The sequence below is a fragment of the Streptomyces caeruleatus genome (assembly GCF_001514235.1).
GTDB lineage: Bacteria > Actinomycetota > Actinomycetes > Streptomycetales > Streptomycetaceae > Streptomyces > Streptomyces caeruleatus.
Genome location: NZ_KQ948939.1, coordinates 135,141 through 160,674 on the forward strand (window position 1 = coordinate 135,141; position 25,534 = coordinate 160,674).

At 71.4% G+C, this 25,534-nt stretch carries 21 protein-coding genes and 3 pseudogenes; 13 read left to right on the forward strand and 11 right to left on the reverse strand.

Annotated elements, in window-relative coordinates:
* The first annotated feature begins 220 nt into the window (after positions 1 to 220).
* From AQJ67_RS36740 to AQJ67_RS36755, 4 genes are all read left to right on the forward strand, one after another.
* On the forward strand, positions 221 to 502 hold the full coding sequence (locus AQJ67_RS36740) for a hypothetical protein (RefSeq protein WP_062723824.1): 282 nt from the start codon (positions 221 to 223) through the stop codon (positions 500 to 502).
* Between the two features lie 42 nt (positions 503 to 544).
* The gene (locus tag AQJ67_RS36745; protein WP_244190712.1) at positions 545 to 1,108 is read left to right on the forward strand and encodes a hypothetical protein; all 564 of its coding nucleotides are present in this window, start codon (positions 545 to 547) and stop codon (positions 1,106 to 1,108) included.
* A 30-nt stretch (positions 1,109 to 1,138) separates the two neighbouring features.
* Complete coding sequence (locus AQJ67_RS36750) at positions 1,139 to 2,041, forward strand: aminoglycoside phosphotransferase family protein (protein ID WP_062723825.1); 903 nt, start codon at positions 1,139 to 1,141, stop codon at positions 2,039 to 2,041.
* A 236-nt stretch (positions 2,042 to 2,277) separates the two neighbouring features.
* A complete protein-coding gene (locus tag AQJ67_RS36755; protein ID WP_062723826.1) occupies positions 2,278 to 4,350 on the forward strand; it encodes a pectinesterase family protein in 2,073 nt (690 codons plus the stop codon).
* Positions 4,351 to 4,456: 106 nt separating this feature from the next.
* Here AQJ67_RS36755 and AQJ67_RS36760 read toward each other — a convergent pair whose 3' ends face one another.
* The 5 genes from AQJ67_RS36760 to AQJ67_RS36780 form a co-directional block, all read right to left on the reverse strand.
* Entirely contained in the window at positions 4,457 to 5,548 is a 1,092-nt protein-coding gene (locus AQJ67_RS36760) for a hypothetical protein (RefSeq protein WP_062723827.1), read from the reverse strand.
* Positions 5,549 to 5,556: 8 nt separating this feature from the next.
* On the reverse strand, positions 5,557 to 6,774 hold the full coding sequence (locus tag AQJ67_RS36765) for an ABC transporter permease (RefSeq protein WP_062723828.1): 1,218 nt from the start codon (positions 6,772 to 6,774) through the stop codon (positions 5,557 to 5,559).
* Positions 6,771 to 7,517: an ABC transporter ATP-binding protein gene (locus AQJ67_RS36770; protein ID WP_425264204.1), complete on the reverse strand. Its 747-nt coding sequence runs from the start codon at positions 7,515 to 7,517 to the stop codon at positions 6,771 to 6,773. The genes AQJ67_RS36765 and AQJ67_RS36770 overlap by 4 nt, the downstream gene beginning before the upstream one ends.
* Positions 7,514 to 9,118, reverse strand: a complete 1,605-nt coding sequence (locus AQJ67_RS36775; RefSeq protein ID WP_107123072.1) for a hypothetical protein — start codon at positions 9,116 to 9,118, stop codon at positions 7,514 to 7,516. Before AQJ67_RS36775 ends, AQJ67_RS36770 begins: the two co-directional genes overlap by 4 nt.
* Positions 9,119 to 9,360: 242 nt before the next feature.
* Positions 9,361 to 9,858 (reverse strand): hypothetical protein, encoded by a 498-nt coding sequence (locus AQJ67_RS36780; protein WP_244190713.1) that lies wholly within the window; start codon positions 9,856 to 9,858, stop codon positions 9,361 to 9,363.
* Between the two features lie 507 nt (positions 9,859 to 10,365).
* On the opposite strand from AQJ67_RS36780, the gene AQJ67_RS36785 reads away from it, so the two are divergent.
* Entirely contained in the window at positions 10,366 to 11,139 is a 774-nt protein-coding gene (locus AQJ67_RS36785; protein ID WP_062723829.1) for a carbonic anhydrase, read from the forward strand.
* A 37-nt stretch (positions 11,140 to 11,176) separates the two neighbouring features.
* Here AQJ67_RS36785 and AQJ67_RS36790 read toward each other — a convergent pair whose 3' ends face one another.
* The 5 genes and pseudogenes from AQJ67_RS36790 to AQJ67_RS36810 all read right to left on the reverse strand — a co-directional run bounded on the left by AQJ67_RS36790 (position 11,177) and on the right by AQJ67_RS36810 (position 16,118).
* Complete coding sequence (locus AQJ67_RS36790) at positions 11,177 to 11,575, reverse strand: PIN domain-containing protein (protein ID WP_062723830.1); 399 nt, start codon at positions 11,573 to 11,575, stop codon at positions 11,177 to 11,179.
* Positions 11,572 to 11,859 carry a hypothetical protein gene (locus AQJ67_RS36795; RefSeq protein WP_062723831.1) on the reverse strand — a complete coding sequence of 96 codons (288 nt, stop codon included), beginning with the start codon at positions 11,857 to 11,859 and terminating at the stop codon, positions 11,572 to 11,574. Before AQJ67_RS36795 ends, AQJ67_RS36790 begins: the two co-directional genes overlap by 4 nt.
* A gap of 77 nt (positions 11,860 to 11,936) precedes the next feature.
* A pseudogene (locus tag AQJ67_RS36800) lies at positions 11,937 to 12,696 on the reverse strand (ABC transporter ATP-binding protein); the annotation flags it as partial.
* Positions 12,697 to 12,959: 263 nt separating this feature from the next.
* Positions 12,960 to 14,213 (reverse strand): LmeA family phospholipid-binding protein, encoded by a 1,254-nt coding sequence (locus AQJ67_RS36805; RefSeq protein ID WP_062723832.1) that lies wholly within the window; start codon positions 14,211 to 14,213, stop codon positions 12,960 to 12,962.
* Between the two features lie 93 nt (positions 14,214 to 14,306).
* Positions 14,307 to 16,118, reverse strand: coding sequence for a bifunctional metallophosphatase/5'-nucleotidase (locus AQJ67_RS36810; protein WP_062723833.1), 1,812 nt, complete (start codon positions 16,116 to 16,118; stop codon positions 14,307 to 14,309).
* A gap of 181 nt (positions 16,119 to 16,299) precedes the next feature.
* On the opposite strand from AQJ67_RS36810, the gene mshD reads away from it, so the two are divergent.
* Entirely contained in the window at positions 16,300 to 17,226 is a 927-nt protein-coding gene (gene mshD / locus AQJ67_RS36815) for a mycothiol synthase (protein ID WP_062723834.1), read from the forward strand.
* A gap of 4 nt (positions 17,227 to 17,230) precedes the next feature.
* Here the strand turns inward: mshD and AQJ67_RS36820 are convergent, their stop codons facing one another.
* On the reverse strand, positions 17,231 to 17,914 hold the full coding sequence (locus AQJ67_RS36820) for a hypothetical protein (RefSeq protein ID WP_062723835.1): 684 nt from the start codon (positions 17,912 to 17,914) through the stop codon (positions 17,231 to 17,233).
* An 82-nt stretch (positions 17,915 to 17,996) separates the two neighbouring features.
* Between AQJ67_RS36820 and AQJ67_RS36825 the strand changes: the two genes are divergently transcribed.
* The 7 genes and pseudogenes from AQJ67_RS36825 to AQJ67_RS50835 form a co-directional block, all read left to right on the forward strand.
* On the forward strand, positions 17,997 to 18,383 hold the full coding sequence (locus AQJ67_RS36825) for a GntR family transcriptional regulator (protein ID WP_062723836.1): 387 nt from the start codon (positions 17,997 to 17,999) through the stop codon (positions 18,381 to 18,383).
* On the forward strand, positions 18,380 to 19,267 hold the full coding sequence (locus AQJ67_RS36830) for an ABC transporter ATP-binding protein (RefSeq protein ID WP_062723837.1): 888 nt from the start codon (positions 18,380 to 18,382) through the stop codon (positions 19,265 to 19,267). Before AQJ67_RS36825 ends, AQJ67_RS36830 begins: the two co-directional genes overlap by 4 nt.
* Positions 19,264 to 20,265: an ABC transporter gene (locus AQJ67_RS36835; protein ID WP_062723838.1), complete on the forward strand. Its 1,002-nt coding sequence runs from the start codon at positions 19,264 to 19,266 to the stop codon at positions 20,263 to 20,265. Before AQJ67_RS36830 ends, AQJ67_RS36835 begins: the two co-directional genes overlap by 4 nt.
* Positions 20,262 to 21,242, forward strand: a complete 981-nt coding sequence (locus AQJ67_RS36840) for a hypothetical protein (RefSeq protein ID WP_062723839.1) — start codon at positions 20,262 to 20,264, stop codon at positions 21,240 to 21,242. The genes AQJ67_RS36835 and AQJ67_RS36840 overlap by 4 nt, the downstream gene beginning before the upstream one ends.
* Before the next feature lie 322 nt (positions 21,243 to 21,564).
* Positions 21,565 to 23,799 carry an RNA degradosome polyphosphate kinase gene (locus tag AQJ67_RS36845; protein ID WP_062723840.1) on the forward strand — a complete coding sequence of 745 codons (2,235 nt, stop codon included), beginning with the start codon at positions 21,565 to 21,567 and terminating at the stop codon, positions 23,797 to 23,799.
* Positions 23,780 to 24,143, forward strand: a pseudogene (locus AQJ67_RS50500) (CHAD domain-containing protein); the annotation flags it as partial. The gene AQJ67_RS36845 and the pseudogene AQJ67_RS50500, both read left to right, overlap by 20 nt.
* A gap of 593 nt (positions 24,144 to 24,736) precedes the next feature.
* Positions 24,737 to 25,453, forward strand: a pseudogene (locus AQJ67_RS50835) (CHAD domain-containing protein); the annotation flags it as partial.
* Positions 25,454 to 25,534: the final 81 nt, after the last annotated feature.

Consider the following 25,534-nt stretch of genomic DNA (forward strand, 5'->3'; position numbering starts at 1 on the left):
CACTCGTACGTGTACTGGTTCCCAGTCAAGGTCGACACCGGGCAGCAGACGTGCCTCAAACCCCGGGCCCCACAAGGACGTTGAGCACGCCAGCCCACCACCCCGTCCAACCCTGCCGCTGTGAGCGCGAACGGATCCTGCAACGCCGTCGCATCCACTGGGCCGCCGCTTACGGCACCAACACCGCCCCACACCACAGCACCGAAGCGGAGCTCCCCGTATGAACGCCCCCGACGAACTCCGCCTCCTCCCCTGGGCCACCCCCGACGGCAAACCCTGCTACCTCAGCGCCGACAACGACCACAGCAGGCTCTCCCGGCTCGCCGACGACATGGAGGTGGCCCAACTGGACTCGGGGGAACAGGTGCTGGCCGGCGCCAGGGCCGTCCTGGCCGACAGCAAGGCGGGTGAGCGCGCGGTGCGCTTCGCGCTGACCAGGGCGGTCGAGTCGCTCGGTGACGCACTCCGGGTCGCGACCAGCCGAGGCCGGCGTATCCCGTAACCTGCGGCAGATCAGGAGGCTCCCGGAGGGTGGGGTGGACAGGTGACCGGCGTGAATCCGGGGTCGGCCCGGCTGATCGCGACCGTGGACGCGCTGCGGTTGGCGCTGGCGGAGAGTACGGATCTGCTGAACTTCACGCTGGGCGGGACGATCGACGAGGGGACCGCGGCCGCCGCCGAGGCGGAGGGCGTGCCACGGGAGTTCCTGGACTTCTGCCGGGTGCTGGACGGGGCGAGCTGTGGGCCGTCCGTGCAGCTCTTCGGGCTGGAGGAGGCCGAGCAGCACCAGTTCTACTGCGGGCCGGTGGTGGACTCCCCGCTGGAACTGTCCCCGGAGAAGCTGTTCTGCGTGGGGCTGATCCACGACACCCCGGTCTTCCTCGACCGGGCGGGGAACGACGGGCTCCTCGGCATCCCGGCCGAGCACTGGGAGTGGGTCGACGCGGAACGCTTCGAGCGGCTCGCGCCGGGGCTGGAAGCGTTCTTCCTGGACCGCGTGGCGACGGCGGAGTACGCGCGAATCGCCCTCGTCGACGACGAGTTGGTGGAGTACGACGACTGGCTGAAGCTGCTGCGCCGGGCCGGCCTCGCCGGAAATCTCGGTTGATCCGGACCTCGGCGTACGAATACTGGCTGAATGACGATGCACGAGGACCAGGTGGACGTGACCACCGACATCGTCGCGACCCTGGTCCGGGAACAGTTCCCGCAGTGGAGCCACGAGCCGGTCCAACTCCTGCCGTCGACCGGGACGGTCAACGCCATCTTCCGCATCGGGAACGACCTCTCGGCGCGTTTCCCACTGCGTCTGGCCGATGCCGACGAAACGCTGGCGGTGCTGGAACAGGAAGCCCGGGCCAGCGCGGAGCTGGCGCAGGTGTCCCGGTTCCCCGCCCCGGAACCCGTCGCCCTGGGGAGGCCCGGAGCGGGCTACCCCATGCCGTGGTCGGTCCAGACATGGCTGCCGGGAACGGTCGCCTCTGATGCCGATGCCGACCCGAGTGGGTCGGACGCGTTCGCCGAGGACCTCGCGGCCTTCATCGCAGCCCTGCGGGAGACCGGGACGCGGGGGCGGCTCTTCGACGGCCAGGGCCGTGGCGGCGTCCTCACGCACCACGACGACTGGATGGCGAAGTGCTTCGAGGAGAGTGAGGGGCTGCTCGACGTGCCCCGGCTGCGCGAGGTGTGGAGCCGGCTTCGGGAGCTGCCGCGCGCGGGTGCCGACGTGATGAGCCATCGTGACCTGATCCCCGGCAACGTACTGGTCGCGGGAGACCGGCTCGGCGGCGTACTCGACACCGGCGGCTTCGGCCCGGCCGACCCCGCGCTGGATCTGGTCAGTGCCTGGCACCTGTTGCAGCCGGGCCCGCGGGAAGTGCTCCGGCGGGCACTGGGCTGTGCCGACCTGGAGTGGGAGCGCGGCAAGGCCTGGGCGTTCGAACAGGCGACGGGTCTTGTCTGGTACTACGTCGAGAGCAATCCGGCGATGAGCGAGATGGGCCGCCGGACACTCGACCGCATTCTGGAGTCGGAGGAGTGACACGGCCCCGGGATTCGAAGGAGTGACGCGGGCCCGGCAGTAGGCCGCTAGGGCTACACGCCCCAGCCGTAGGCCGCTAGGGCTACAGGCCCCAGCCGTAGGCCGCTAGGGCTACAGGCTCCGCCCCCGGCCTCCACCTCAGCCCCCACCCCCCACCCCCCACCCCGGCAACCTTTCCGCGCCTCGCGGCGACCGCTCCTCGGAGCAACCATCCCCCGCACGGAACGGATCGCCTCATGAGTGAGCAGCACAGCAGGGCCCGTCATCGCAGAGGGCGCAAGGCCCTGGCGGCCGGGGTGCCGTTGGCCCTGACCGCCTCCGGCGTCCTCGCCTACGGCACGGACCTCGGGCTCTTCGGGGCGGACGCCCAGCAGCGGGCGGCCGCTGCGACCGCCGCCGCCCCCGCCTGGGCCACCGCCACCGCCGACGGCTTCGCCTCCGTCAACTCCCTCGGCCAGAACGGCACTTACGGCGGGCGGGACGGGCAGATCGTCACCGTTAAGACGCAGGCCGACCTGGAGAAGTACGCGACGGCCGCCGAGCCGTACGTCATCGTCGTCGCCGGGACCATCAACATGAACCCGGTCGGGAAAGAGATCAAGGTCCAGCCGGACAAGACCATCGTCGGGGCCGGGACGTCCGGGCACATCGTCGGCGGCGGGTTCTTCCTCGGCCAAGGAGTGCACAACGTCATCATCCGGAACCTGACCATTCGGGACGCCTACCAGGGCATCTGGAACGACAAGGACCACGACTTCGACGCCGTCCAGATGGACGGGGCGCACCATGTGTGGATCGACCACAACGAACTGCGGCACATGGCCGACGGGCTCATCGACGTCCGCAAGGACAGCACGAACGTCACCGTGTCCTGGAACAAGCTGAGCCAGAACAACAAGACCTTCGGCATCGGCTGGACCGAGAACGTCAAGACCGACATCACGGTCCACCACAACTGGATCCGCGAGACCGAGCAGCGCAACCCGTCCACCGACAACGCCGCCCACGCGCACCTCTACAACAACTTCCTGGAGGACGTGGCGGGGACGGACATCAAGTCCTCGTACGGCAACTACTCGCGGGGCAAGACCAAGATGGTCCTGGAGAACTCCTACTTCCAGGGCATGAACAACCCCGTCACCAAGGACAGCACGGCCACCCTGGTACAGAAGGGCAACACGTTCGTCGGCACCAGCGGGCGCAACGAGAGCGGCGGTACGGCCTTCGACCCGAAGAGTTTCTACGGCTACACGCTCGACAGGACCGCCGATGTCCCTGCTCTTCTCAAGTCCGGTGCGGGGCCGCGTAGTTCGATCGGTACGACGAGTGCGGCTGCGGCGGGCACCAAGGCGGCCACCACCCTCACCGTCGCCAAGGACGGCAGCGGGCAGTACTCGACCGTGCAGGCGGCCGTGAACGCCGTACCCGCGAACAACGCCTCCCGCGTCGTGATCGCCGTCAAGCCGGGCACGTACCGGGAGACCGTCAAGGTGCCGTCCAACAAGCCGCACGTCACCATCCAGGGCACCGGGGGCAGCCGTAAGGAAACGGTGATCGTCTACAACAACGCGTCGGGGACACCCAAGCCGGGCGGCGGCACCTACGGCACCGGCGGCAGCGCCACCGTCGCCGTCGAGGCCGACGACTTCCAGGCGCGGAACCTGACCATCTCCAACGACTTCGACGAGAAGGCGAACCAGAACCTGAGCGGCCACCAGGCCGTGGCCCTGCGCACCGCCGCCGACAAGGTGTTCCTGGACGGGATCATCACCGAGGGCGACCAGGACACCCTGCTGCTGGACACGGCCGCGAAGGACAGGCTCGGCCGGGTGTACATGAAGAACTCCTACGTCACCGGCAACGTCGACTTCATCTTCGGCCGGGCGTCGGCCGTGATCGACCGCTCGGTCATCACCCTGAAGAAGCGCTGGGACGGCACGTCGGCCGGCTATGTCACCGCCCCCAGCACGGCCGCGAACCGCAAGGGCATCCTGATCGCCAACTCGGCCGTGAACGGCGACGTCTCCGCGTCCAGCTTCTACCTGGGCCGCCCCTGGCACGCGGGCGGTGACGCGACCCTCGACCCCCAGACGACGGTCCGCAACACCACCCTCGGCGCGGCGGTCAAGTCCACGCCCTGGACGGACATGAGCGGCTTCTCCTGGAAGGACGACCGGTTCGCGGAGTACAAGAACACGGGTGCGGGAGCCGGGGGCGCGAGCGGGGACCGGCCGCATCTGACCGACGCTCAGGCCGCCGGGCAGGAGGTCGCGGACTGGCTGGGCGACTGGACGCCGACGGCTTCCTGACCTTCGCTCACCTGTGTGCACCCCGTCCCGCCCGCCGCAGGACGGACGGGACGGGGTACGCACGGTGCGGAGTACGCATGGTGCGGGGCGAGCCGGCGCCGTTCCGTCAGGAGTCCAGCAGGGTTCCCGGCAGGTCGAACTGCTTGGACTTGCCCGTGGTGAGGTTCACGCGGGTCACCGTGTCCTCGGCGTAGACGAGCCAGCCCGCCGAGGTGTCGGTGAGGCTCAGGGGGCCGGTGAGACCCTTGACTCGGGCGCGGTGCAGTTCCTTGCCGGTAGTGGTGTCGATCTCCACCAGCTCGGTGTCACCGCCGGTTGCCGCAGCGACCACGATCGACGAGTCCGTCGCCGCCACCGCGTCCACCCGGCCGCCGGCCACCGAGACCGCCGTCTCGCCGTCACCGCGGGTGAGGGTGACCTTGACCGCACCCGACTTGGCGGAGGATCCCGAAGCCGGGGAGCCGACGATCACCGGACGTCCCGACGGGCAGGCGAGATCCTGCACGTCCAGGCCGCTCGGGACGTCGACGGAAGTGACCTTGCCGTCGGTCAGCCGTGCGGTGGAGATCTTCGTGCCGGTTCCCTGACCGGCGCCCAGGCAGACCGTGTCCGAGGCCGGGTCGGAGGCCGCCAGGGTGACGGTGCCCGGGACCTTGAGTTCGCGCGTGGTCGTCCAGTCGGCCGGTTTCCGCACCAGCACGCTGGACGCGGCGGCGCCGCTCGACGACTTGGCGTCGGGCAGCCCCGCCACCTCGGCGACCAGCGACTTCCCGGGCAGGATCCGGCGCAGCCGCTCGTCGCCCGTCACGCCGTCGAGGGTGTGGTCCTTACGGTCGACCTGGTAGCGCCGGTCCGGCTTGCCGTCCTTGCGCGGCACGGTCAACAGCCAGCGCCCGTCGGCCAGTCGGACGATGTGCGGGCTGACCGAATCGTCGTCGTCGGCCTGCTGGGGCACGACGACGAGGCTCTCGGCCCTGGCCTTGTCCGGGTTGATCCCGACGATCGTCACCAGGCCGTCGACCTTGGCGAGCGCGAACGTCGAGGAGCCCTTCCAGTCCGTGCCCAGGTCCACCCCGCCCGGCCCGGAACAGGCCGTCGTCAGCGCGGCCGTCGTGCCGAGCGCGGCGAGGAGGAGGGCCGCACGCGCCGGGCCGCCGGCCCGTCCGCGGTGCTCAGGTGTCGTGGGGGGAAGCGGCATGGGGTGGCTCACCAGTCCTTCATCGCGTCTGTGGGGGACATCCTCGCGGCCCTGCGTGCCGGGGCCAGCGAACCGATCGCCACCACCAGCACCGTCAGGCCGAGAAGCAACAGCAGGGTGGCCGCGGACGGCAGCAGGACCCAGCCCTTGACGTACGGCGCCAGCTCCGCGCTGCCGCGCAACAGGGCCGCGGCACCGCCGCCGAGCAGGGCGCCCAGCACGACGCCGATCAGCGCGGCCGCGGCTCCCACCAGCGCCATCTCGGTGACCAGCATCGTCAGCACCGACCGCGTACGGAATCCGACCGCCTTGAGGATGCCGATCTCCTGGGCACGCTGCCGCGACAGCGCGCCGGTCACGGTGACCGCGCCGACGAACGCCAGCACACCGAGCACCCCGAGCAGCACCTGGCCGACCACCTTGATCATCTCCAGGACTCCGGGCAGCGCGCTGAGCTGCTGCTGGAGGGTGACCGCCGGATAGCCCAGCTGCTGCACGGACTTCGTCACGGCCGGCACGTCCGCGGCCGTCCTCGCGACCACGGTCAGCTGGTCGTAGCCGACGGTGGACAGGTAGTTCTTCTCCTGCTCGCCGGACCGCTGGGCCGCCCACCTGACCACGGTGGAGTCGGCGGCGTACGCGGCGTCCGGGTTGTCGAGCTGCCAGGTCGGGTCGTACACGCCGACCAGACGGGCGTGGCCCGTGACCCCGGTGCCCTCGCCCTGCCGTACGAAGCGGGTGGTCTCGATCTCTATGTCCTGGCCCACCAGCTTGCCCAGGTCCGCGCCCTGGGAGGCGGCCGGGGCCACGATCTCGCCCGGCTTCAGCGGGAAGAGGTCCTTGCGTACGGACTTGGTGACCGGCGGGGTGAGGGCCGGGCGGTAGGTCGTCGCGTACAGCAGGACGGTGTCGCCCGCCTTCGTCAGCACCCCGAACGACACCTGCGCGCGGTGCTGCACCGACTCGACGTGCGGCAGCTTCGCCAGCCGCGCCTCGGTACGGTCCGTCAGCTGCGGGGTGTCGGGCCGGTCGACGGGACGGTCGACGGTGATGCTGCGGTTGGCGCTGCTCTCCTTCACACCGGAGTCGGTGACGCCCTGCGCCCGGTCGGCGATGCCGAGCGCGCCGAGGCAGACGGCGGCGGCGACCGAGACCAGTGCCACCAGGCCGATCAGACGGCGGCGCAGGGCGCGGACGTTGGCCAGCGCCAGACTGAAGACGTTCATTCGGCGCTCTCCGTCCGCGTGTTGGCCCTGGTCCGCTCGCCCGCCGGCTTCCTCTCGGCGGGCTCCTCCCGCGTGAACTCGCCCTTGTCCAGGCGGTGCACCACGTCCGCGAAGTCCGACACGGCCGGATTGTGGGTGACCAGGAGAACCGCCCGGCCCTCGTCGGCCAGTTCCCGGAACAGCCCGAGCAGCACGTCCTCGCTCTCCGAGTCGAGGTTTCCGGTGGGCTCGTCGGCCAGTACCGCGGGCGGGTCGTTGATCAGCGCCCGCGCCAGTGCCACCCGCTGCTGCTCGCCGCCGGACAGCTCACTGGGCAGATGGTCGGCGCGTTCCGCGAGCCCGACCCGCTCCAGCAGGGTCCGGGCGCGTGCCTCGCCGTCGGCACGGCGGCCGGTGAACGGCAGGACGACATTGCGCAGCGCCGAGTGCTGTGGCAACAGGTTGTACGACTGGAACACGAACCCGAGCCGGGTGCGGCGCAGATCGGCCAGCGCACCGTCACCGAGGCCCGTGACGTCGGCATCCCCGACATACACCCGGCCGCTGTCCGGCGGGGTCAGCAACCCGAGGATGTGCAGGAGGGTCGTCTTCCCCGAGCCGGAGTGCCCGACCAGGGCCGTGACCTCGCCGCCTCTCACGGCCAGCTCGACGTCGCGCAGGACATCGACCCGCCTTCCGCGCAGGGTGTAGGACTTGCCCACACCCTCGGCCCGCAGCAGTGCGTTCACCGAACTCTCGCTCACTTTCCGTTCTTCGGGGCCGGCATCCAGCCCATGGCGCCGTGCAGTTGCCGGTCCAGCGTCCACACGCCCCAGGTGGTCTTCAGGTCGCACGCGGAGTCCCCGCCGCCGACCCGGTACAGGTCGGGCAGCCCGGGACAGCCCCTGTACGGCGTGATGCCGCGCCCCAGCGCCTCCCGCAGTTGCGCGTCGAGTGCGCCACCGAGCAGCGAGTAGGCCCGCACGACCAAGGCGTAGTTGTAGAGGGAGGTGAACCGGTCCGGGTTCTGCGCCCAGCGCTCCAGGGCCTCGGCGGTGATCCAGGAAGGGATACTGTCACGCTGCCCGCTGTCGGCGAGACCGACGGCGACCGTGGCCGCCGCGACCACCCGCTCCGGGGTGTCCGGCTGCCAGGTGCCGAACCTGGGTACGGCCGTCGAGGCCCCGGCGTCGGCACAGTTGAGCGTGGTGCGCTGCCACTGGGTGGCGTTCTGCTCGGTCACGGTGTCGGGCAGCACCTGTGGGTCGGCGCACAGTTCCCGCGCCTCCTCGCTCGTGCCGCCACCCGCGGTGACCTTGCGCAGCGCGGCTCGGCTCAGCCGCTCGGGGCCTGCCTGACTGACGTCGTCGGACTTCTCCTCGCGCTCCAGGGCCGCCAACAGCCGGGAGTCCTTCCGCGACCAGTCTTCCAGCGCCCGCAGGCGTTGTACGAAGAGGGAGGCGTCCGGATTGCCGATGTAGGCGTCCGGGTCGCGTACCGTCCCGTCGTCGAGCCGTTCGCCGTCGAGCCGCTTCAGTACCGGGGCGAACACGCTCGTGGGCGAACCGGCCGCCTTCAGCACATGGACCAGTTCGTAGAGCTGCTCGTACGGCAGCGTCGCCGCGCCGTCCCGGAGCACCGGCTCCCAGACCTGACGGTTCACGTCGGGCCGCTTCCCCGCGGCCTCCTGGATCAGGGTGTAGCTGTAGGTGTCGTCGAGCCGGGTCGCCCGGGCATCGGGCGTGAGCTCGGCGAAGTCGTCGGTGCGCGGTGCGGCGCTCTGGGTGAGGCCGGCGGGGACGGGTTCGCCCAGCAACCGCAGCGCGCGGGCGAGGGCACCGGCCTCGTCCAGGGGCAGATGCTTCTTCCGCCGCGAGCCGGTCGACGTACCGGTCAACGAGCCGAGCCAGGAGGCGGTGCCGGCCCGGTCCGCGGCCGGGAGGTCGTCCAGGTGCCCGAGTGCGTCGAGCACTTCGAGGGCCGCCCAGGTGCCGCCGAGGCGGGCCGCGTCGCTGTCGTCGCCCAGGGCGGAGTCGACGTACCAGCCGCCCTTGGCCCGGAGCTTGTTCACGGCCGCGGCGTCGCTCGCGCCGAGCGCGGTACCGGCACCGGCCCGCCGCAGCGGGATCAGCCAGTCGCGGCCCCAGAGCGAGGAGGTCTCCAGCGCGTCCCCGCGCAGCGAAGCGACCTGCGCCGAGGCCACGCTCGTCTTCGGATCACGGCCCAGTTCGGACAGCGTCCGCAGTGCGAAGGACTGGGCCTGCGGGCCTGCGGGCTGTTCCCGTAGGAACGGGTGGTAGTAGTAGCCGTTCTGCTCACTGACCAGAAGGTCGAACTGCCGGGCTGCGGCGGATTCACGCTGCACGGACTCATCGGATTCAGATGTGGCTGTACATGAAGTGACGAGAGCGGCGCATATGACCGCCCCGGCAATTCGTGACGCCAGCTTTCCGCCACGCGTCACCGAATCGAATTTCACCGAACGCCCCCGTGCGTCGTCCATTTCCATACTCACCGCGGTCACCGCGATACCGAAGTGCCGGAACCGCAGCGAAAAGTGCCACACCGTCGGGCCCTGACGGTGTGGCACCCCTACCTACTGAGCGATCACGCGGCGCCCGCGTAGGCGCACTTCTCGCTGACCTTGATCGAGCTGGTCACCTTCGCCGAGCCGCAGCTCTTGGTCGAGACGTACGTGGTGCTCCCGCCCGGCTTCATCTGGCCGTAGGTGTCCGAGATCTTGGCGTTGGTGTTCTTCCAGCGCACCTCACCCAGGGACCGGCTCTTCATCGTGAGCGTGGCCTCGGGGTTCTTGGAGATCGTGATGGAGACACTGACGCCGTGAGCCGCCAGTTCGGTGCGGTTCTGGATCCACTTCGCCTTGCGCGGGTTGGTCCCGGACATCTTGGTCGACGCCTTCCAGTCACAGGCGGTGACGTAGAAGCCGCAGTGCCAGGCGTTGATCGTGATCTTGTTGCCGCCCGGGATGCCCACCGAGGTGGAGGCCGAGGTGGCGTGGGCCGGCGCCGCCGTCATGACGAGGGCACCAGCCGCAACGGCGGTGGCAGCCCCGGACATCAGGCGCATACGTATGGCCTTGTTCATTCGATTGTCTCCCCGTGAGATACCGAAAGCGGTTCCCGGGTCAGGGAACCGCCAACGCTCCGGACCTGAATCCAAGGGTCCGGTTTGGCGCTCCCAATTAATACAGGGAATCGAACGCGCAGCACAATCCAGCCAGTCGCCGACAGGCGTGCCACATGGCACGCCCGGGATACGGAACCTGCCCCCGGCGAATTCCATCAGAGGAGTAACCGGCCGAAATCCCTTACACAACTTTCACGCACCAACGGTGACTCGTTTGCCCGGTGAAGTCAGCTGTGAAGTCCCCCGCCTTTCAGCCACGTTGGACGAGCCTGGCCGACACCGGGCCGCCCGCTGCCGGCGGGTGGAACGCCGACGGCTTCCTGAACCCCCGCGGGCCGTTCAACGTCAAGACCGGCGCGGGAGATCGTCAAGAGCGGTCCAACGATCGATCATGAGTTCGCCGAGCTCGGCCATGATTCAGCAACGTGAGAGTTTGGTTCGAATTTCGGGCGTACGTTCCACCCCGTGAACTCTGACAGAGCCGTCGGCGCCCAGCCGACCGTATCCGCTCACAAGCGGTTCGCCCTTGCCTCTCCTGCCCGCCGCGCACTCCTGCGGTTCGGGCTCACCGGGGCCGCAGCGCTGGGGGCCACCGCAGCCCTCGGCGCCGCTCCCGCCGCCCCCAAGCCCCCCGCGCCTTCCTCGCGCCCCCGCCCGAGTACACCCCAGGAGGCCCTGCGTGAGCTCGCCGCGGGCAACCGGCGCTGGCGCACCTTCCGTGAGCGGCACCCCGACGAGTCGCCCGCCGTGCGGCAGTCCCTGACGTCGGGGCAGCACCCGTTCGCCGTCATCCTCGGCTGCATAGACTCCCGGGTCGCGCCGGAGCTGCTCTTCGACCAGGGCCTGGGTGACCTGTTCGTCGTGCGCTCCGCCGGCGAGGTCCTGGACGAGGCGGTCCTCGGCAGCATCGCCTATGGACCGCTGGAGCTGGGGACACCGCTGATCGTGGTGCTCGGACACCAGTCGTGCGGTGCCGTGACCGCCGCCGTCAAGGCGGACCAGACCGGTGAGCGGCTGCCTGCCCACATCCAGTACCTGGCCGACCAGATAGCCCCGAACATAGACCACACCAAGGCGGGCGACGCCTGCATCGCCTCCACCATCGACGCCAACGTACGAGCCGTCCGCGCCCGCCTCGCCGCCGAGCCCGACCTCGCCGCGAGGATCGACACCGGCCAGCTGGCGGTCGTCGGCGCCCGCTACGACCTGACGACCCAGCGGGTCAACCGGGTCGTCTGATCCCCGCGAGCACGGACCCTCCCCGGCATGCCCGGCGTCAGTGGAAGCCGAGCATGCCGGGGGAGTCGATGTCGACGGTGACCACACCCGGCGGATAGTTCTGCTCCCGGTCCGTGAGGAGGATCGACATCCCTGCGAACTCCGGGCGCGGCAAGGCGCAGTACAGGGCGTGGCAGGTGTCGGCGCCGCCGTATCCGTCCCTGATCATCGTGCCGACGCTGACCGCTGCCACCATGTCCAGCGGATCGACCACGACCGAGGAGAAGGCGAGCACCCGGCGTGCGGCCTCCGCGTCCTCGGACTCCGCCTGCGTGAGGCAGGCAGCGGGAACGCGGAGGAGCTCGCCCGGGGTGCGGGCCATGTTCCCGGCGAGAAGGTTCAGCGTCTTGTGCCCGTCAGCGAGGGCACGGGTGGCGCCGGTGTCGAGAATGATCACGCAGCCGCTCCACGGGCCATACGCGCCTTCTCGGCAGCGATCCGGTTGATGTTGCCCAGTACGTCGGGTGCCTTGTCGAACTCCTCGTCGCTGATGTCAAGGCCGATCACGTCACGGACGACTTGCCGGTCCGCCGCCACGCGCTCGGCGATCTGCGCCGCCGTGGGCTGCTCCGAGGCCAACTGCTCGACAAACTGCCCCAAAGTCATGCCCCGCTCCTTGGCGACCTGCGCGAGCTGGTCGCGGGCCTGCCGGGACACCTGGATGGTCGTGTGCTCTGCCATGCCATCACCATAGTCGCGCTACGGCACGGCTGGCCCGTTTCCCACCCGGCTCCCCCAAACGTGTGAGCCCCCGGTGATCAAAGCCTCAGCACCAGCGTCTCCTCCGTCGTGGCCCCCGTCCCCGGCCCCACCCCGGGCCCCGCCAGCCGCGCATACGTCCCACCCCGCGCCGCCAACTCGGCATGTGTGCCGGCCTCGACCAGCCGCCCGCCGTCCACGACGAGCACCCGGTCCGCGTCCGGCGCGAGGCTCAGGTCATGAGTGATCATGATCGTCGCACGGCCGGACATGAGGCGGCGCAACGGCTGTACACAGCTGGCGGGCGGCCACCGAGTCGAGGCCTGCCGTCGGTTCGTCGAGGACCAGGACGGGCGCGGCGCGCAGCATCGCGCGGGCGATGGTGATGCGTTTCAGCCGGCCGCCGGAGAGGGCGGCCGTGCCGGCGGCGATGTGCGTGTCGTATCCCACGGGGAGCGCCGTGATGAACTCGTGCGCCGCCGCCGCACGTGCCGCCCGCTCGATGTCCGGCTCGCTCGCGCCCGAGCGGCCGCACGCGATGTTCTCGCGGACGGTGCCGTTGAGGATCAGGGTCTCCTGGGGCAGCAGAGCGACGTTCTCGCGCAGGAACTCCAGACCCACGTCGGTCAGCGGCACTCCGTCCAGGGTGATCGCGCCGGACTCCGGGTCGTAGAAGCGGGTGATGAGCTTGGCCGTGGTCGACTTGCCCGCGCCGCTCGGGCCCGTGATGATCACCAGCTCGCCGGGTCCCGCCGTGAAGGTCAGATCGGTCAGCGTCTCGCGGGCCGCCCCCCGATAGCGGAAGGACACCCCGTGGACCGCCAGCCACTTACGGTCCCCGCGCGTAAGCGGCCAGAAGCGCCTAAAGGCCGTACGCACTTCCCTCATGCCAAAGTCCCTTTCCCGGACATCACGAATTCCCGGACATGACGGAGGCGGGGCCCCGGAGCCCGAGTGCTCCGGTGACCCCGCCTCGTCCGTCTACGTCAGCCCTTGTGCGCGACCGGGCGGCGCTTCGGGGCGGCGCCCTTCTTCGGCTTGGCGGGAGCCTTCTGCTTCTTGGCGGCCGGGGCGCCGGTCATCTATTTCCCGCCGACCGCCAGCCCGGCCCCCTCCAACCGCACCCTGATCCCGTCCTCCTCCACCCGCACGTCCCGCAACCGCACCTGTCCGCTCGGCGGTTCCGGCAGGCGGAAGCCCAGGGAGAGCTGGTCGGCGAGGACCGGGCGGGTGAGGCGGGGCAGGGCGTCGAGGAGGGCGGGGTCGAAGCCCAGCAGCCCCAGGAGCTGGGGGTGGTCGAGGGCCAGGTCGATGAGGTTCAGCCGCATCGCCTGGTGGATGAAGCGCGGGGTGCCGGTCAGCTCGGTCAGCTTGGACTCGCTGCGCAGGGCGGCGCGGACGACCGAGTCGGGCACCCCGAGGCGCCGTACGACCGACGGGATCGACAGCAGCGCCTTCGCCTTGCGGGTCTCGTGGGCGAGGCGGGCCGCCGACTTCCGGCTCAGGTGCAGGCCCTCCGAGGTGCGGGCGCCGGGGCGGTACGTGGCCAGGTCGCCGATGTCCAGGCGCATGCCGCCGATGTGCGTGGCGATGCCGCGGTCGCCGTTGCGCACGATCCGGGCCTCGGCACGCAGGCTGAGGTCGTGCCCGGCGACCGGCAGGGTGCCGCGCGCCCGGACCCGGTCGTGGCCCTCGCCGGTGAACGTCACCTGGGACGCGCCGAGTTCACGGTTCAGGTCGGCGAAGGAGAGCAGGACGTCGCCCTCCAGGTGGGGGACGTCGGCGCCGCGCACCGAGGTCGGGCCGTCGGTGTCGAGGCGTACGTCTCGTGCCGTCGCCGTCACCTGGGCGAGCGAGATCCGGTCGGCGGCCACGTCGGGAACGGTCACCTTCACCGAGTCCAGCCGCTCGTCGACGACCTGGGTGAGGAAGGGGAAGCCGTCGATCTGGACCTCGGGGGCGGCCGTCAGGTGGAGGCGGTCCTTGAGGGTGTCCGCCGCTCTGCGCTCGGCGTAGAGGAGGGCCCAGCGGTCGGCGAGGGTGAGGAAGGCGGCGAGGACGAGGACGCCGACCACGGCCTTCATCGCGAGCGGAAGCCCCGAGAAGCGGCCTCGGCGCCGGCGGCGGCCGTTGCGGCGGTGGTTGGGCGGGGCCCAGGGATCGTCCTGGGCCGCCGCGCCGTCCTGCTCGTCCGGCTCTTCCCGTATGTCCTCGCGGAGGAATTCATCGAGCGGGCCGTCGTCGGTCGGACCGTCCAGCGGTCCGTCGTCCAGCCTGCCGAGCTCCTCGTAGGGGTTTGTATAGGGATGCGTCGTTATGTGGTGGGGGGAACGCATCGGCCCATCCGACCATGCGCACACCCCCCACCCGCAACCTCTACCGGGGGTTTGCGATCTAGTTCACGCCGGTTCACCAAGTACTGCGTTGAACTACTGCACGACCGTGATCCGGTTCGCCGCCGGCGGCGAAATCGGGCTGCCGACCGAGGAGTTGGCCGTCAGGTACTTCTCCAGCACCGTCAGGTCGTCCGCGCCGACCAGGTCGTTCGTGCCCTGCCCCAGCGTGGGGAAGCCGTCGCCGCCGCCCGCGAGGAAGTTGTTCGTGGCGACGCGGTAGGTGGCGGCCGGGTCGACGGCCGCGCCGTTCAGCTTGACCGAGTCCGTGACCACCCGGTCGGCGCCCGACTTCGTCAGGTCCAGCGTGTACGTCAGCCCCGACGACACCTGCAGGACCTTCGGCGAGGCCGCGTTCGTGCCGCTCACCTGCTCCTTGAGCACCTGGATCAGCTGCGCGCCGGTGATGTCCTGGAGGTTCACCGTGTTGGAGAACGGCTGCACCGTGAAGCCCTCGGCGTACGTCACCACACCGTCGCCCTCGCCGCCCTTGGCCGCGTAGGTGAGCGGCGCCCGGATGCCACCGGGGTTCATCAGCGCGAGGTCGGTCTCCGGGTCCAGCTCCTTGCCGTACGCGAGCTGCGCGTCGGCGATCAGGTCGCCGAGCGGGGACTCGGTGCCGGTGCTCGGGATGTCGGCGGAGATGTAGCCGATCGCGCGGTTGCCGATGGGCGCCGCGAGGGTGTTCCACCGGTCGATCAGCGCGGTCATGTCGGGCGCCTTGGGGACGTCCCGGGTGACCACGTGGTTCGCGGACTTCACGGCCGTACGGGCGATGTCGCCGGTGAAGCGGTCGTACGTCAGCGTCGTGTCGGTGTAGAGACGGCCGAAGGACGCGGCCGACGTCACCATGCGCGGCTTGCCCGCCGGGTCGTCGATCGTGCAGACGTACGCGGCATGCGTGTGGCCGGTGACCAGCGCGTCGACCTGCGGCGTGATGTTCTTGGCGATGTCGACGATCGGGCCGGAGATACCGTCGCCCGCGCCGGGCGCGTCACAGTCGTAGTTGTAGGACGCCGACGCCGGGGCGCCGCCCTCGTGGATGAGGGCGACGATCGACTTCACGCCCTGGCGCTGGAGCACCTTGGCGTACTTGTTGATCGTCTCGACCTCGTCCTTGAACTTCAGGCCCTTGACGCCCTCGGCGGAGACGACACCCGGGGTGTCCTCCAGGGTCACGCCGATGAAGCCGACCTTGACGTCCTTCTTCTTCCACACCCAGTAGGGCTTGAGGATCGGCTTGCCGGTCTTCTCGTCGAGGACGTTCGCGGCGAGGTAGGGGAAGTCGGCGCCCTTGAACTTCTTGTCCGTGTAGCAGCCGGCCGTGGGGTGGCAGCCGCCGTTCTGGAGGCGGGCCAGTTCCCTGGCACCCTCGTCGAACTCGTGGTTGCCGACGCTCGTCACGTCCAGGTCGAGCTTGTTCAGCGCCTCGATGGTGGGCTCGTCGTGGAAGAGACCCGAGATGAGCGGGGAGGCGCCGACCATGTCACCGCCGGCCGCGGTGATGGAGTACTTGTTGCCCTCGCGGGCCTGGCGCAGATGGGTGGCCAGGTACTCCACACCACCGGCGTCGATGGTCTTCGTCGTGCCGTCCGGCTGTACCTCGGTGACCCGGCCGGAGGAGCCGGCCGGCGGCTCCAGGTTGCCGTGCAGGTCGTTGAAGGACAGCAGCTGGACGTCCCGGTAGCGGTCGAAGGGGTGGCCGTGGCCGCCCTTGGCCGAGCTCTCCGGCGTCGCCGTCGCGGGCAGCGCCGCGGCCAGCGCGCCGACGGTCGCGAGTCCGGCGGCGGTGGCGACGAGCGCGTACGTACGGCGTCTGCGGTGCTGCTGGTGGGATGTGGCTGACATCCGCCCCCCTGGGAGTCGTGGATGACACGTCGGTCCTGGGTGACCAGCGCGTCGTGAGTGACATGGCCCCGTCGGGCGGCAGCCTAGAGTCAACGCGCGTAGCGCGACAGGGGGTTCCTGGTTACAGCCTGGTTGCTTCTGTGCCGGGACTTTGCCCGAGGCGCCCCTTACCCTCATACGCATGACCAGCGACGACACCGCACCCCCTCTCCCGACCCGTGCCATCGAGACCCACGCCGAGCTCACCCCGGAGCAGACCGAGGCCGTACTGGAGCTGCTCGCGGACGCCGCCCGGAGCGACGGGCAGCAGGCGGTGTCCGAGCAGGGGCGGCTCCAGCTGCGTGGTGGGGCACGCGAGGGCGTGTCGCATCTGCTGCTGACCGTCGCCGGCGAACTGGTCGGCTACGCCCAGCTGGAGGACACCGACCCGGTCGAGGCCCCGGCCGCCGAGTTGGTCGTCCACCCCGCGCACCGCGGCCACGGGCACGGCCGCGCGCTGGGCTCGGCCCTCCTCGGCGCGTCCGGCAAGCGGCTGCGGGTGTGGGCCCACGGCGGCCATGCCGCCGCCCGCCATCTCTCCCAGGTCCTCGGCCTCACCCTGTTCCGCGAACTGCGGCAGATGCGCCGCCCGTTGGCGGACCTGTCCCTGCCGGACCCGGTGCTCCCCGAGGGCGTCACGGTCCGCTCCTTCGTCCCCGGCCAGGACGACGCGGCCTGGCTCGCCGTGAACGCCGCCGCCTTCGCCCACCACCCCGAACAGGGCTCCCTCACCCAGCGCGACCTCGACGACCGCAAGGCCGAGCCCTGGTTCGACCCGTCGGGGTTCTTCCTGGCGGAACGGGACGGCGAGCTCGTCGGCTTCCACTGGACGAAGGTCCACGCCGAGGAGGGACTCGGCGAGGTGTACGTCCTCGGCGTACGCCCCGGCGCCCAGGGCGGCGGCCTCGGCAAGGCCCTGACCACCATCGGGCTGCGCCACCTGTCCGCCCAGGGCCTCCCCACGGCGATGCTCTACGTCGACGCCGACAACAAGGCGGCGGTGTCGGTCTACGAACGCCTCGGCTTCACGACGTACGAGACGGACCTGATGTACCGAACGGAGACCTGAGCCGTCATCGCGCGGCGGGCCGGGCGCGGACCACGAGGACGTCCAGCGCCAGTTCGTCGTCCGCGATGTCCAGCCCGGCCCACCGGGCCTGCGCGGCCAGCAGGTTGAACGCGCGCTGCGGTGCGCACTCCACGTCGGAGTCGCCCGCGCCGGTCAGCCGCTCCGCCACCACGCGGGCCGCCGCCTCGGCGTCGGCGGCGTGCTGCCCCAGCGCGGTGGCCACCGGCTTCCCGGCACCCGACACGAAGGCCTCCACGAGCAGCAGCCGGGCGCCGGTGCCCGTGCCGCCGCGCCACCGCCCCACCTGAGTCGTGGCCGACAGCCCGGGCAGCGCCCGGCCGAGCTCCGACAGCATCCACGCGCCCTGCACGAGGCCCGTCCCGAGCACCGCGGCGCCCGCGCTCGCCGACCAGGCCCGGTCCCCCTCCCCCGCGCGCCGCTTCCCCAGCAGGGTCCAGTCCTCCGGCACGGGCACGCACATCGGCGCCTCCAAGGCCAGCACCGCACCGGCCGTCCCTCCCGCCAGCGCGGCGGTGACCGCTTCGACGGCCGTCGCCGGGTCGCTCCCGTACCCGACGAGTGCCTCCCCCGGGCCCTCGACCGCGGCCCACGCGAAGGCGCCGGTCCGCACGGACCCGACGTCGACGGCGACCACGCGCACACCCCGCATGTTCACGAACCCCGGCATCCCTGACTCCTCCGACTTGACTTTCCGGACCCCGTTCCACCACCCTTTCACTACTCAATTAGTGAAAGGGTGGTGGAACGGGATGGTCGACTATCGCATCGACCGACGCTCCGGCGTAGCCACCTACGTGCAGATCGTCCAGCAGACCAAACAGGCCCTCCGCCTGGGCCTGTTGGAGCCCGGCGACAAGCTGCCCACGGCCCGTGAGGTCGTCGAGGCGACCGCCATCAACCCCAACACGGTCCTCAAGGCCTACCGCGAACTGGAACGCGAGGGCCTGGTCGAGGCACGCCGGGGACTCGGGACGTTCGTGCGGCGCGGACTGAACACCGCGCCCGCGGAGTCGCCCCTGCGCACCGAGTTGGAGGCATGGGCCGTACGGGCCCGCGAGGCCGGGCTGGACCACGACGACGTGGACGCGCTCTTCACCGCAGTACTGGACACGCACTTCAAGGGGGACGATTCATGACCGAGACCGCCATCGAGGCGGCCGCGCTCGGCAAGGGGTTCGGGCGACGGCGAAAGCAGGCCCTGGACGGCTGCTCCTTCCGGCTCCCGGCAGGCAGCGTGTGCGCCGTCGTCGGCCCGAACGGCGCCGGCAAGTCCACGCTGCTCTCCCTCGCCGCCGGACTGCTGCGCCCCACCGACGGCACGATCACCGTCCTCGGCGCCGCCCCGGCCGCGGTCCGTGAACGCCTCGCGTACGTCGCCCAGGACAAGCCCCTGCACCCCCAGCTCACCGTCGCCGACACCCTGCGCTACGGCCGCGAGCTGAACCCCGGCCGCTGGGACGACCGGACCGCCGAGCGGATCGTCGCCGAGGGCGACCTCGAACCGGACGCCCGGATCCGCTCGCTCTCCGGCGGCCAGCGCACCCGCGTCGCCCTCGCGCTCGCCCTCGGCAAGCGCCCCGAACTGCTGCTCCTGGACGAGCCGATGGCCGACCTCGACCCGCTCGCCCGGCATCAGCTGATGGCCACGCTCATGGCCGACGCCGCCGAACACGGCACCACGGTTGTCATGTCCTCGCACGTCGTGGCGGAACTGGACGGCGCCTGCGACCACCTCCTGCTGCTCGGCGCCGGCCGCGTCCGCCTCGCCGGCCCGCTGGACGACCTGCTCGCCGCGCACCGCCTCCTCACCGGCCGGGCCGACGCGTCGCTCGACCCGCACACCGTCGTCGAGTCCCGCACGACAGGACGTCAGGTCACCGCGCTCGTACGGCCCGAGGGTCCCCTCGACGAGTCCTGGCAGGCCACCGCCCCGACCCTGGAGGAGCTGGTCCTGGCCCACCTGCGCGCCCCCGAAACCCCGGCCCTGCGGCTCGACGAGATGCGGGAGGCCGCCGTATGACCGCCGTGACGACCCTCGACACGTCCACCGCCGTCACGTCCTCCCGGGGACCGCGCGGACTGCTCTGGGTGATGCTGCGGCTGCACCGCTGGGCGCTGTGGTTCTGGCTGGCGCTCGTGGCCGTCGGCGCGGGAGCGCTGCTGTGGGCGTACGGGCCGGGCGCGGACGCCGCCTGGTCCGAGTACCGCACCCTGCACTGCGACACGAACGATCCCGACCTGGGCTGCGACAACCTGGGCCCCGCCTACAACATGTACGACACGGTCGTCAGCATCGGCGCCGGGATCCTCGGCCTCGCCCCCTTCCTCACCGCCGGCTGGGCCGGCGCCGCGCTCATCGGGCGCGAACTGGAGAACGGCACCGCCCAGTTGACCTGGACGCAGTCCGTCTCCCCGGCCCGCTGGCTGGCCGCCAAGCTCGCCGTCCCGGCCGCCCTGCTCACCGCCGGCATGCTCGTCCTCACCCTGCTGCACCGTCTGCTGTGGTCGACGGACGGTCCGCTGCGGGCGGCGATGGGCTCACGGAGCTGGTACGAGGGCGCCGCCTTCGAGGCCAACGGCACCCTCGCCACCTCCTACGCCCTGCTCGGCCTCGCCGTCGGCGTCCTGGCGGGCCTGCTCCAGCGCCGCGCCCTGCCCGCGCTCGGCCTGGCGGTCGTCGTCCTCGCGCTCCTGACGACCGTGCTCGGCACCGTGCGCCCCTACCTGTGGCCGCTGGAGACGCTCACGAACAAGCACGAGTACCCGGCGTACATCGGCATGGTCGTCGACGAGGGCGCCCTCACCTCCACCGGCGCCCGCGTCTCGGACCCCATCTGCGTCGACGACGCCAAGTGCCTCGCCGACCACGACATCGTCGGCTTCTACCGCGACTACCACCCCTCCTCCCACTTCTGGCCCCTGCAACTGGTGGAGACCGGCATCGTCCTCGCCGTCACCGCCCTGACGGTCCTGATCGCCTTCCGACTGCTGAACGGCCGTACCGGAGCCGCCGCATGACCACCGCACTGTCCGCCGCGACGGCCCCCGCCACCGGCCGGCCGCCCCGCGGCCCCCGCGGCCTGACCTGGACCGTTCTGCGGCTGCACCGCTCGACGCTGATCGTGTGGGCGGTCGTCGTCCTCAGCGGCGCCGCGGTGCTGCTGTGGGCCTACGGACCGGGGGCCCACGCGGCCCAGGCGGAGTGGGACCGGGTGTGCGCCGGCCGCGAGGCCTGCGTGTGGGGCGACCCGATCTACGACTTCGACCGCGTCTTCAGGGCGGCCGGATCCGGCCTGACCTGGCTCCCGGCGCTCGTCGCCGCCTGGGCGGGCGGCGCCCTCGTCGGCCGCGAGCTGGAGAACGGCACCGCGCGTCTCGCCTGGACCCAGGGCGTCACCCCCACCCGCTGGCTGGCCGCCAAGCTCACCGTCCCGGCGGTCCTGCTCACGGCCGGCACGACCGTCCTCGTCCTCCTGCACCACCTGGTCTCCGACGCGCACCCGCTCCCGCTGGGACGCTGGTCCTGGTACACCGAGGACAACTTCCAGGCCAACGGCACCGCGGCCATCGCCGCACCCCTGCTCGGCCTGGCGCTCGGCGCCCTCGCGGGCCTGCTCCTGCGCCGCGCGCTCCCGGCCCTCGCCGTCGCGCTGGTCGCCACCGAAGCACTGGGTGCCTTCGCCACCGCCGCGAGCCGCGACCTGGTGCCCTGGGAGACCGCGGTCGGCACCCTGAAGACCGGCTACCGGACACCCGCGCACGTCATCACCGGCGACCAGGGCGCCCTCACCGCCACGGGTGCCCGCGTCCCCGACCCGCTGTGCGTCGACGACACCCAGTGCCTCGCGGCCCACAAGATCGTCGGCTACTACACCGACTACCACCCCGCCGCGCACTTCTGGCCGCTCCATCTCGTCGAGACCGGCCTCCTGCTGGGCGCCGCCGCGCTGGCCACCGCCACCGCCTTCTGGCTGCTGCGCCGCCGCACCCCCTGAGAACCCCGCCCGTACGTCCCTCCACGGGGGGAGGGACGTACGGGCCGGACCGCCCTCCACGGGGGGAGGGACGTACGGGCCGGACCGACGACCCGTCACCTGGACGTCCGCGAGCCGCCCCCCGCTATCCCACACGCCATGTCTCCGTAACCATCGGTTCAGACAGGCTTGCGACGCTCAGCCAATGACGCCCGCCGTGCCAGAGCCTTCGCCGCCCCCCGAGGGGTCCGCGGGGAACGGGGACGCCCGACGCCTCCCGATCACGCTCCCGCCCGCCGCTTCCGACGCGCCCGTAATGCTCGCAACGCGGAACAATGGGCACATGAGCCAGTCCTCCAACGCCCAGGCACAGGTCCAGCACGCGCAGCCCTCCGTGGGCTCCATAGCGGCGCACCGCCCGCACACGGTGTCGGCGGTCGTCTCCGACCTGGAACCCGACATCGACGCCGACCTCGACGCGTACGAGGTCACCGAGATCGAAGGTGTCCAGCTGCCCCAGGGCCGGTTCCTGGACCGGGAGCGCAGCTGGCTCGCGTTCAACGAGCGGGTCCTCGAACTCGCCGAGGACCCGAACACCCCGCTCCTCGAACGGGCGAACTTCCTGGCCATCTTCGCCAGCAACCTGGACGAGTTCTTCATGGTCCGCGTGGCCGGTCTGAAGCGCCGTATCGCCACCGGTGTCGCCACCCGGTCCGCGTCCGGCCTGCAGCCCCGCGAGGTCCTGGAGATGATCTGGGCACGCTCCCGCGAGCTCATGGCCCGGCACGCCGCCTGCTACCACGAGGACGTCGCCCCCGCGCTCGCGGAGGAGGGCATCCACCTGGTCCGCTGGAACGAGCTCACCGAGAAGGAGCAGGCCCGCCTCTTCACGCTCTTCCGGCACCAGATCTTCCCGGTCCTGACCCCGCTGGCGGTCGACCCGGCACACCCGTTCCCGTACATCTCCGGCCTGTCCATGAACCTGGCCGTGCGCGTCCGCAACCCCGTCAGCGGCACGCCGCACTTCGCCCGCGTGAAGGTGCCGCCGCTGCTCTCCCGCTTCCTGGAGGCCTCCCCCGGCCGGTTCGTCCCGCTGGAGGACGTCATCGGCGCCCACCTGGAGGAGCTGTTCCCGGGCATGGAGGTGCTGGAGCACCACGCCTTCCGGGTCACCCGCAACGAGGACCTGGAGGTCGAGGAGGACGACGCCGAGAACCTGCTCCAGGCCCTGGAGAAGGAGCTCATGCGGCGCCGCTTCGGGCCGCCGGTGCGCCTGGAGGTCGAGGAGAACATCAACCAGGAGGTCCTGGACCTGCTGGTGCGCGAGCTGAAGATCAGCGAGGCCGAGGTCTACCCGCTCACCGGCCCCCTGGACCTCACCGGCCTCTTCCGCATCGCCTCCATCGACCGGCCCGAGCTGAAGTACCCGAAGTTCGTCGCGGGCACCCACCGTGACCTCGCCGAGGTGGAGTCCGCGTCCGCGCCGGACATCTTCGCCGCCCTGCGCAACCGGGACGTCCTGCTCCACCACCCGTACGACTCCTTCTCCACCTCCGTGCAGGCGTTCCTGGAGCAGGCGGCCGACGACCCGGACGTCCTCGCGATCAAGCAGACGCTGTACCGGACCTCCGGCGACTCCCCCATAGTCAACGCGCTCATCGACGCCGCCGAGGCCGGCAAGCAGGTCCTCGTCCTGGTCGAGATCAAGGCCCGCTTCGACGAGCACGCCAACATCAAGTGGGCGCGCAAGCTGGAGGAGGCCGGCTGCCATGTGGTCTACGGCCTCGTCGGCCTGAAGACCCACTGCAAGCTGTCCCTCGTCGTCCGCCAGGAGGGCGAGACGCTACGGCGGTACAGCCACGTCGGCACCGGCAACTACCACCCGAAGACGGCACGGCTGTACGAGGACCTGGGCCTGCTGACGGCCGACCCGCAGGTCGGCGCGGACCTCTCGGACCTCTTCAACCGCCTGTCCGGCTACTCGCGCCGCGAGACCTACCGCCGCCTGCTGGTGGCCCCCAAGTCCCTGCGCGACGGCCTGGTCTCGCGGATCAACAAGGAGGTCCAGCACCACCGTGCCGGGCGTCCTGCCTACATCCGCATCAAGGTCAACTCCATGGTCGACGAGGCGATCATCGACGCCTGCTACGGCGCGTCCCAGGCGGGCGTGCCGGTCGACATCTGGGTCCGCGGCATCTGCGCGATCCGCCCGGGCGTGACCGGACTGTCGGAGAACATCCGCGTCCGCTCGGTCCTCGGCCGCTTCCTCGAACACTCCCGGGTCTTCGCCTTCGGCAACGGCGGCGAGCCCGAGGTGTGGTTCGGCAGCGCCGACATGATGCACCGCAACCTCGACCGCCGTATCGAAGCCCTGGTCAGGGTCACGGACCCGGCCCACCGCGCCGCGCTCAACCGGCTCCTGGAGACCGGTATGTCCGACACCACCGCGTCCTGGCACCTCGGCCCGGACGGCGAGTGGACCCGGCACGCGACGGACACGGAGGGCCAGCCCTTGCGCAACGTCCAGGAGATGCTCATAGACGCCCGGAGGCGCCGGCGTGGCACAGCAACACCTTGATCCGACGGACCCCACGGCCGGGGCGGTGACCGGGGACGCCCTCGCGGGCTACCTGCGCGCCCAGGCCACGGAGTTCCTCCGCGCCCTGCGGCTGCACCGGGAGACCGGGGGCGGCGCGTCCAACGGCACGGAGGAGTCCGTCGACGCGGCCCGCGCCCTGCGCCGCTCGGCCCGCCGCATCAGCGCCAGCCTGCACACGTTCCGCCCCTTGCTGGACCCCGACTGGTCGGAAGCCATCCGCCCCGAACTGGCCTGGCTCTCCGGCACCCTGGCCATGGAACACGCCTACGCCGCCCGCCTGGACCGCCTCCTCCTGGCCCTGCACCGCTTGTCGGGAGCACCGGTACTGCCGGCCCAGATGCCCACGCCGGACGTACTGGGCGCGAGCGCGGGGGGCGGTTCGGCGGGGGTGGCCGTGGGGAACCGCCCCGACGGGCCGAGGGCGAGCGGCAACACGGCACCTCCGGGAAGCCGCGACGCCGCCACGACGGGCGGCCGCGCCGACGCTCCGACGGGGAGCCACGCCAACGCGACAGCCGGCGACCGCGCCGACACAACAACAGGAAGCCGCGCCAACGCGACAGCCGGCGACCGCGCCGACACAACAACAGGAAGCCGCACCAACGCGACTGCCGGCGACCGCGCCGACACAACAACAGGAAGCCGCACCAACACGACAGCCGGCGACCGTGGCGACACCGCCGCGACCAGCCGCACCGACACGGCCACGAGCAGCCGTACCGAGGCAGCCACGAGCAGCCGGGCAGCCGCAGCCGCGAGCGTCCGTGTGGACTCGGCCGCAGGCAACCGGGCGGACATCGCTGCGGGCAACCGCGCCGACCAAGCCGCGGGCAACCGCGCCAACGCGGGCGCGGGTGGCCGGGCGGACCTGGCCGCGGGCGGCCGGGCCACCACAGCCGCGGGCGGACGTACAGGCGTAGCCGCGGGCAGTCGTGCCGCCGGGGCGGCGTCCGTCCCGCACAGGGCGGCACCCGGCTCCGCCACCCACCCGGCGCCCACCCCCGACCGCGGCAACCTGACAGTGGGCGCGGCCAAAGCAGGCGCCCTGCTCGACCGCCAGCTGACCCTCGCCCGGACCCGAGCTCACTCCAGCGCCCTCCAGGCCCTCGGAAGCAGCCGCTTCCACGCCGTCGCGGACAGCATCGCCGTACTGGCCAGCGAGGTCCTCCTCACGCCCGCCGCGGCCACCACCGACCTGCGCCCCCTCGCGGCGGCCGCCGAGGAGCGCCTCACCGACGCGGTGGCGGCACTCCCGCTGGTGACCGCCGGCCACCCCTACAACGCGGAGGCCCTGATCCACGGCCTCTCCCCGGACCCGGCCCCGCATCCGCAGGACGCCCCCTGGCACCAGGTCCGCCTGCTGCTGCGCCTGCACCGCTACGCCCGCGAGGTCCTGCACGGCGACACCGACCCCGTGGACGTACGGCTGCTCGCGGCCGGCCAGTCCCTGAACCGGCACCGCGACGCCTCCGAGGCGGCGGCCGCCGCGGCGCAGGCGGCGCGCACCCCGCGCATCGCCCCGGCGACGGCGTACGCCCTCGGCGTGCTGCACGCCGACCAGCGGCACGAGGTGGAGGCCGCACGGTTCGCGTTCCAGCAGTGCTGGCAACGGCAGACGGTGGGCACGCCCTAGGCCGGGTACTCCGACCAGGCCCACCCCGGCAGAAGGAGGCATCTCCGGTGACGTACGCCAACGACCCCACCGTCCAAGCGG

Coding starts and splice junctions, on each gene's coding strand:
- AQJ67_RS36740 (WP_062723824.1), top strand. CDS start 221: ATGAACGCCCCCGACGAACTCCGCCTCCTCCCCTGGGCCACCCCCGAC.
- AQJ67_RS36750 (WP_062723825.1), top strand. CDS start 1,139: ATGACGATGCACGAGGACCAGGTGGACGTGACCACCGACATCGTCGCG.
- AQJ67_RS36755 (WP_062723826.1), top strand. CDS start 2,278: ATGAGTGAGCAGCACAGCAGGGCCCGTCATCGCAGAGGGCGCAAGGCC.
- AQJ67_RS36760 (WP_062723827.1), bottom strand. CDS start 5,548: ATGCCGCTTCCCCCCACGACACCTGAGCACCGCGGACGGGCCGGCGGC.
- AQJ67_RS36765 (WP_062723828.1), bottom strand. CDS start 6,774: ATGAACGTCTTCAGTCTGGCGCTGGCCAACGTCCGCGCCCTGCGCCGC.
- AQJ67_RS36780 (WP_244190713.1), bottom strand. CDS start 9,858: ATGAACAAGGCCATACGTATGCGCCTGATGTCCGGGGCTGCCACCGCC.
- AQJ67_RS36795 (WP_062723831.1), bottom strand. CDS start 11,859: ATGGCAGAGCACACGACCATCCAGGTGTCCCGGCAGGCCCGCGACCAG.
- AQJ67_RS36805 (WP_062723832.1), bottom strand. CDS start 14,213: ATGCGTTCCCCCCACCACATAACGACGCATCCCTATACAAACCCCTAC.
- AQJ67_RS36810 (WP_062723833.1), bottom strand. CDS start 16,118: ATGTCAGCCACATCCCACCAGCAGCACCGCAGACGCCGTACGTACGCG.
- mshD (WP_062723834.1), top strand. CDS start 16,300: ATGACCAGCGACGACACCGCACCCCCTCTCCCGACCCGTGCCATCGAG.
- AQJ67_RS36820 (WP_062723835.1), bottom strand. CDS start 17,914: ATGCCGGGGTTCGTGAACATGCGGGGTGTGCGCGTGGTCGCCGTCGAC.
- AQJ67_RS36825 (WP_062723836.1), top strand. CDS start 17,997: ATGGTCGACTATCGCATCGACCGACGCTCCGGCGTAGCCACCTACGTG.
- AQJ67_RS36830 (WP_062723837.1), top strand. CDS start 18,380: ATGACCGAGACCGCCATCGAGGCGGCCGCGCTCGGCAAGGGGTTCGGG.
- AQJ67_RS36835 (WP_062723838.1), top strand. CDS start 19,264: ATGACCGCCGTGACGACCCTCGACACGTCCACCGCCGTCACGTCCTCC.
- AQJ67_RS36840 (WP_062723839.1), top strand. CDS start 20,262: ATGACCACCGCACTGTCCGCCGCGACGGCCCCCGCCACCGGCCGGCCG.
- AQJ67_RS36845 (WP_062723840.1), top strand. CDS start 21,565: ATGAGCCAGTCCTCCAACGCCCAGGCACAGGTCCAGCACGCGCAGCCC.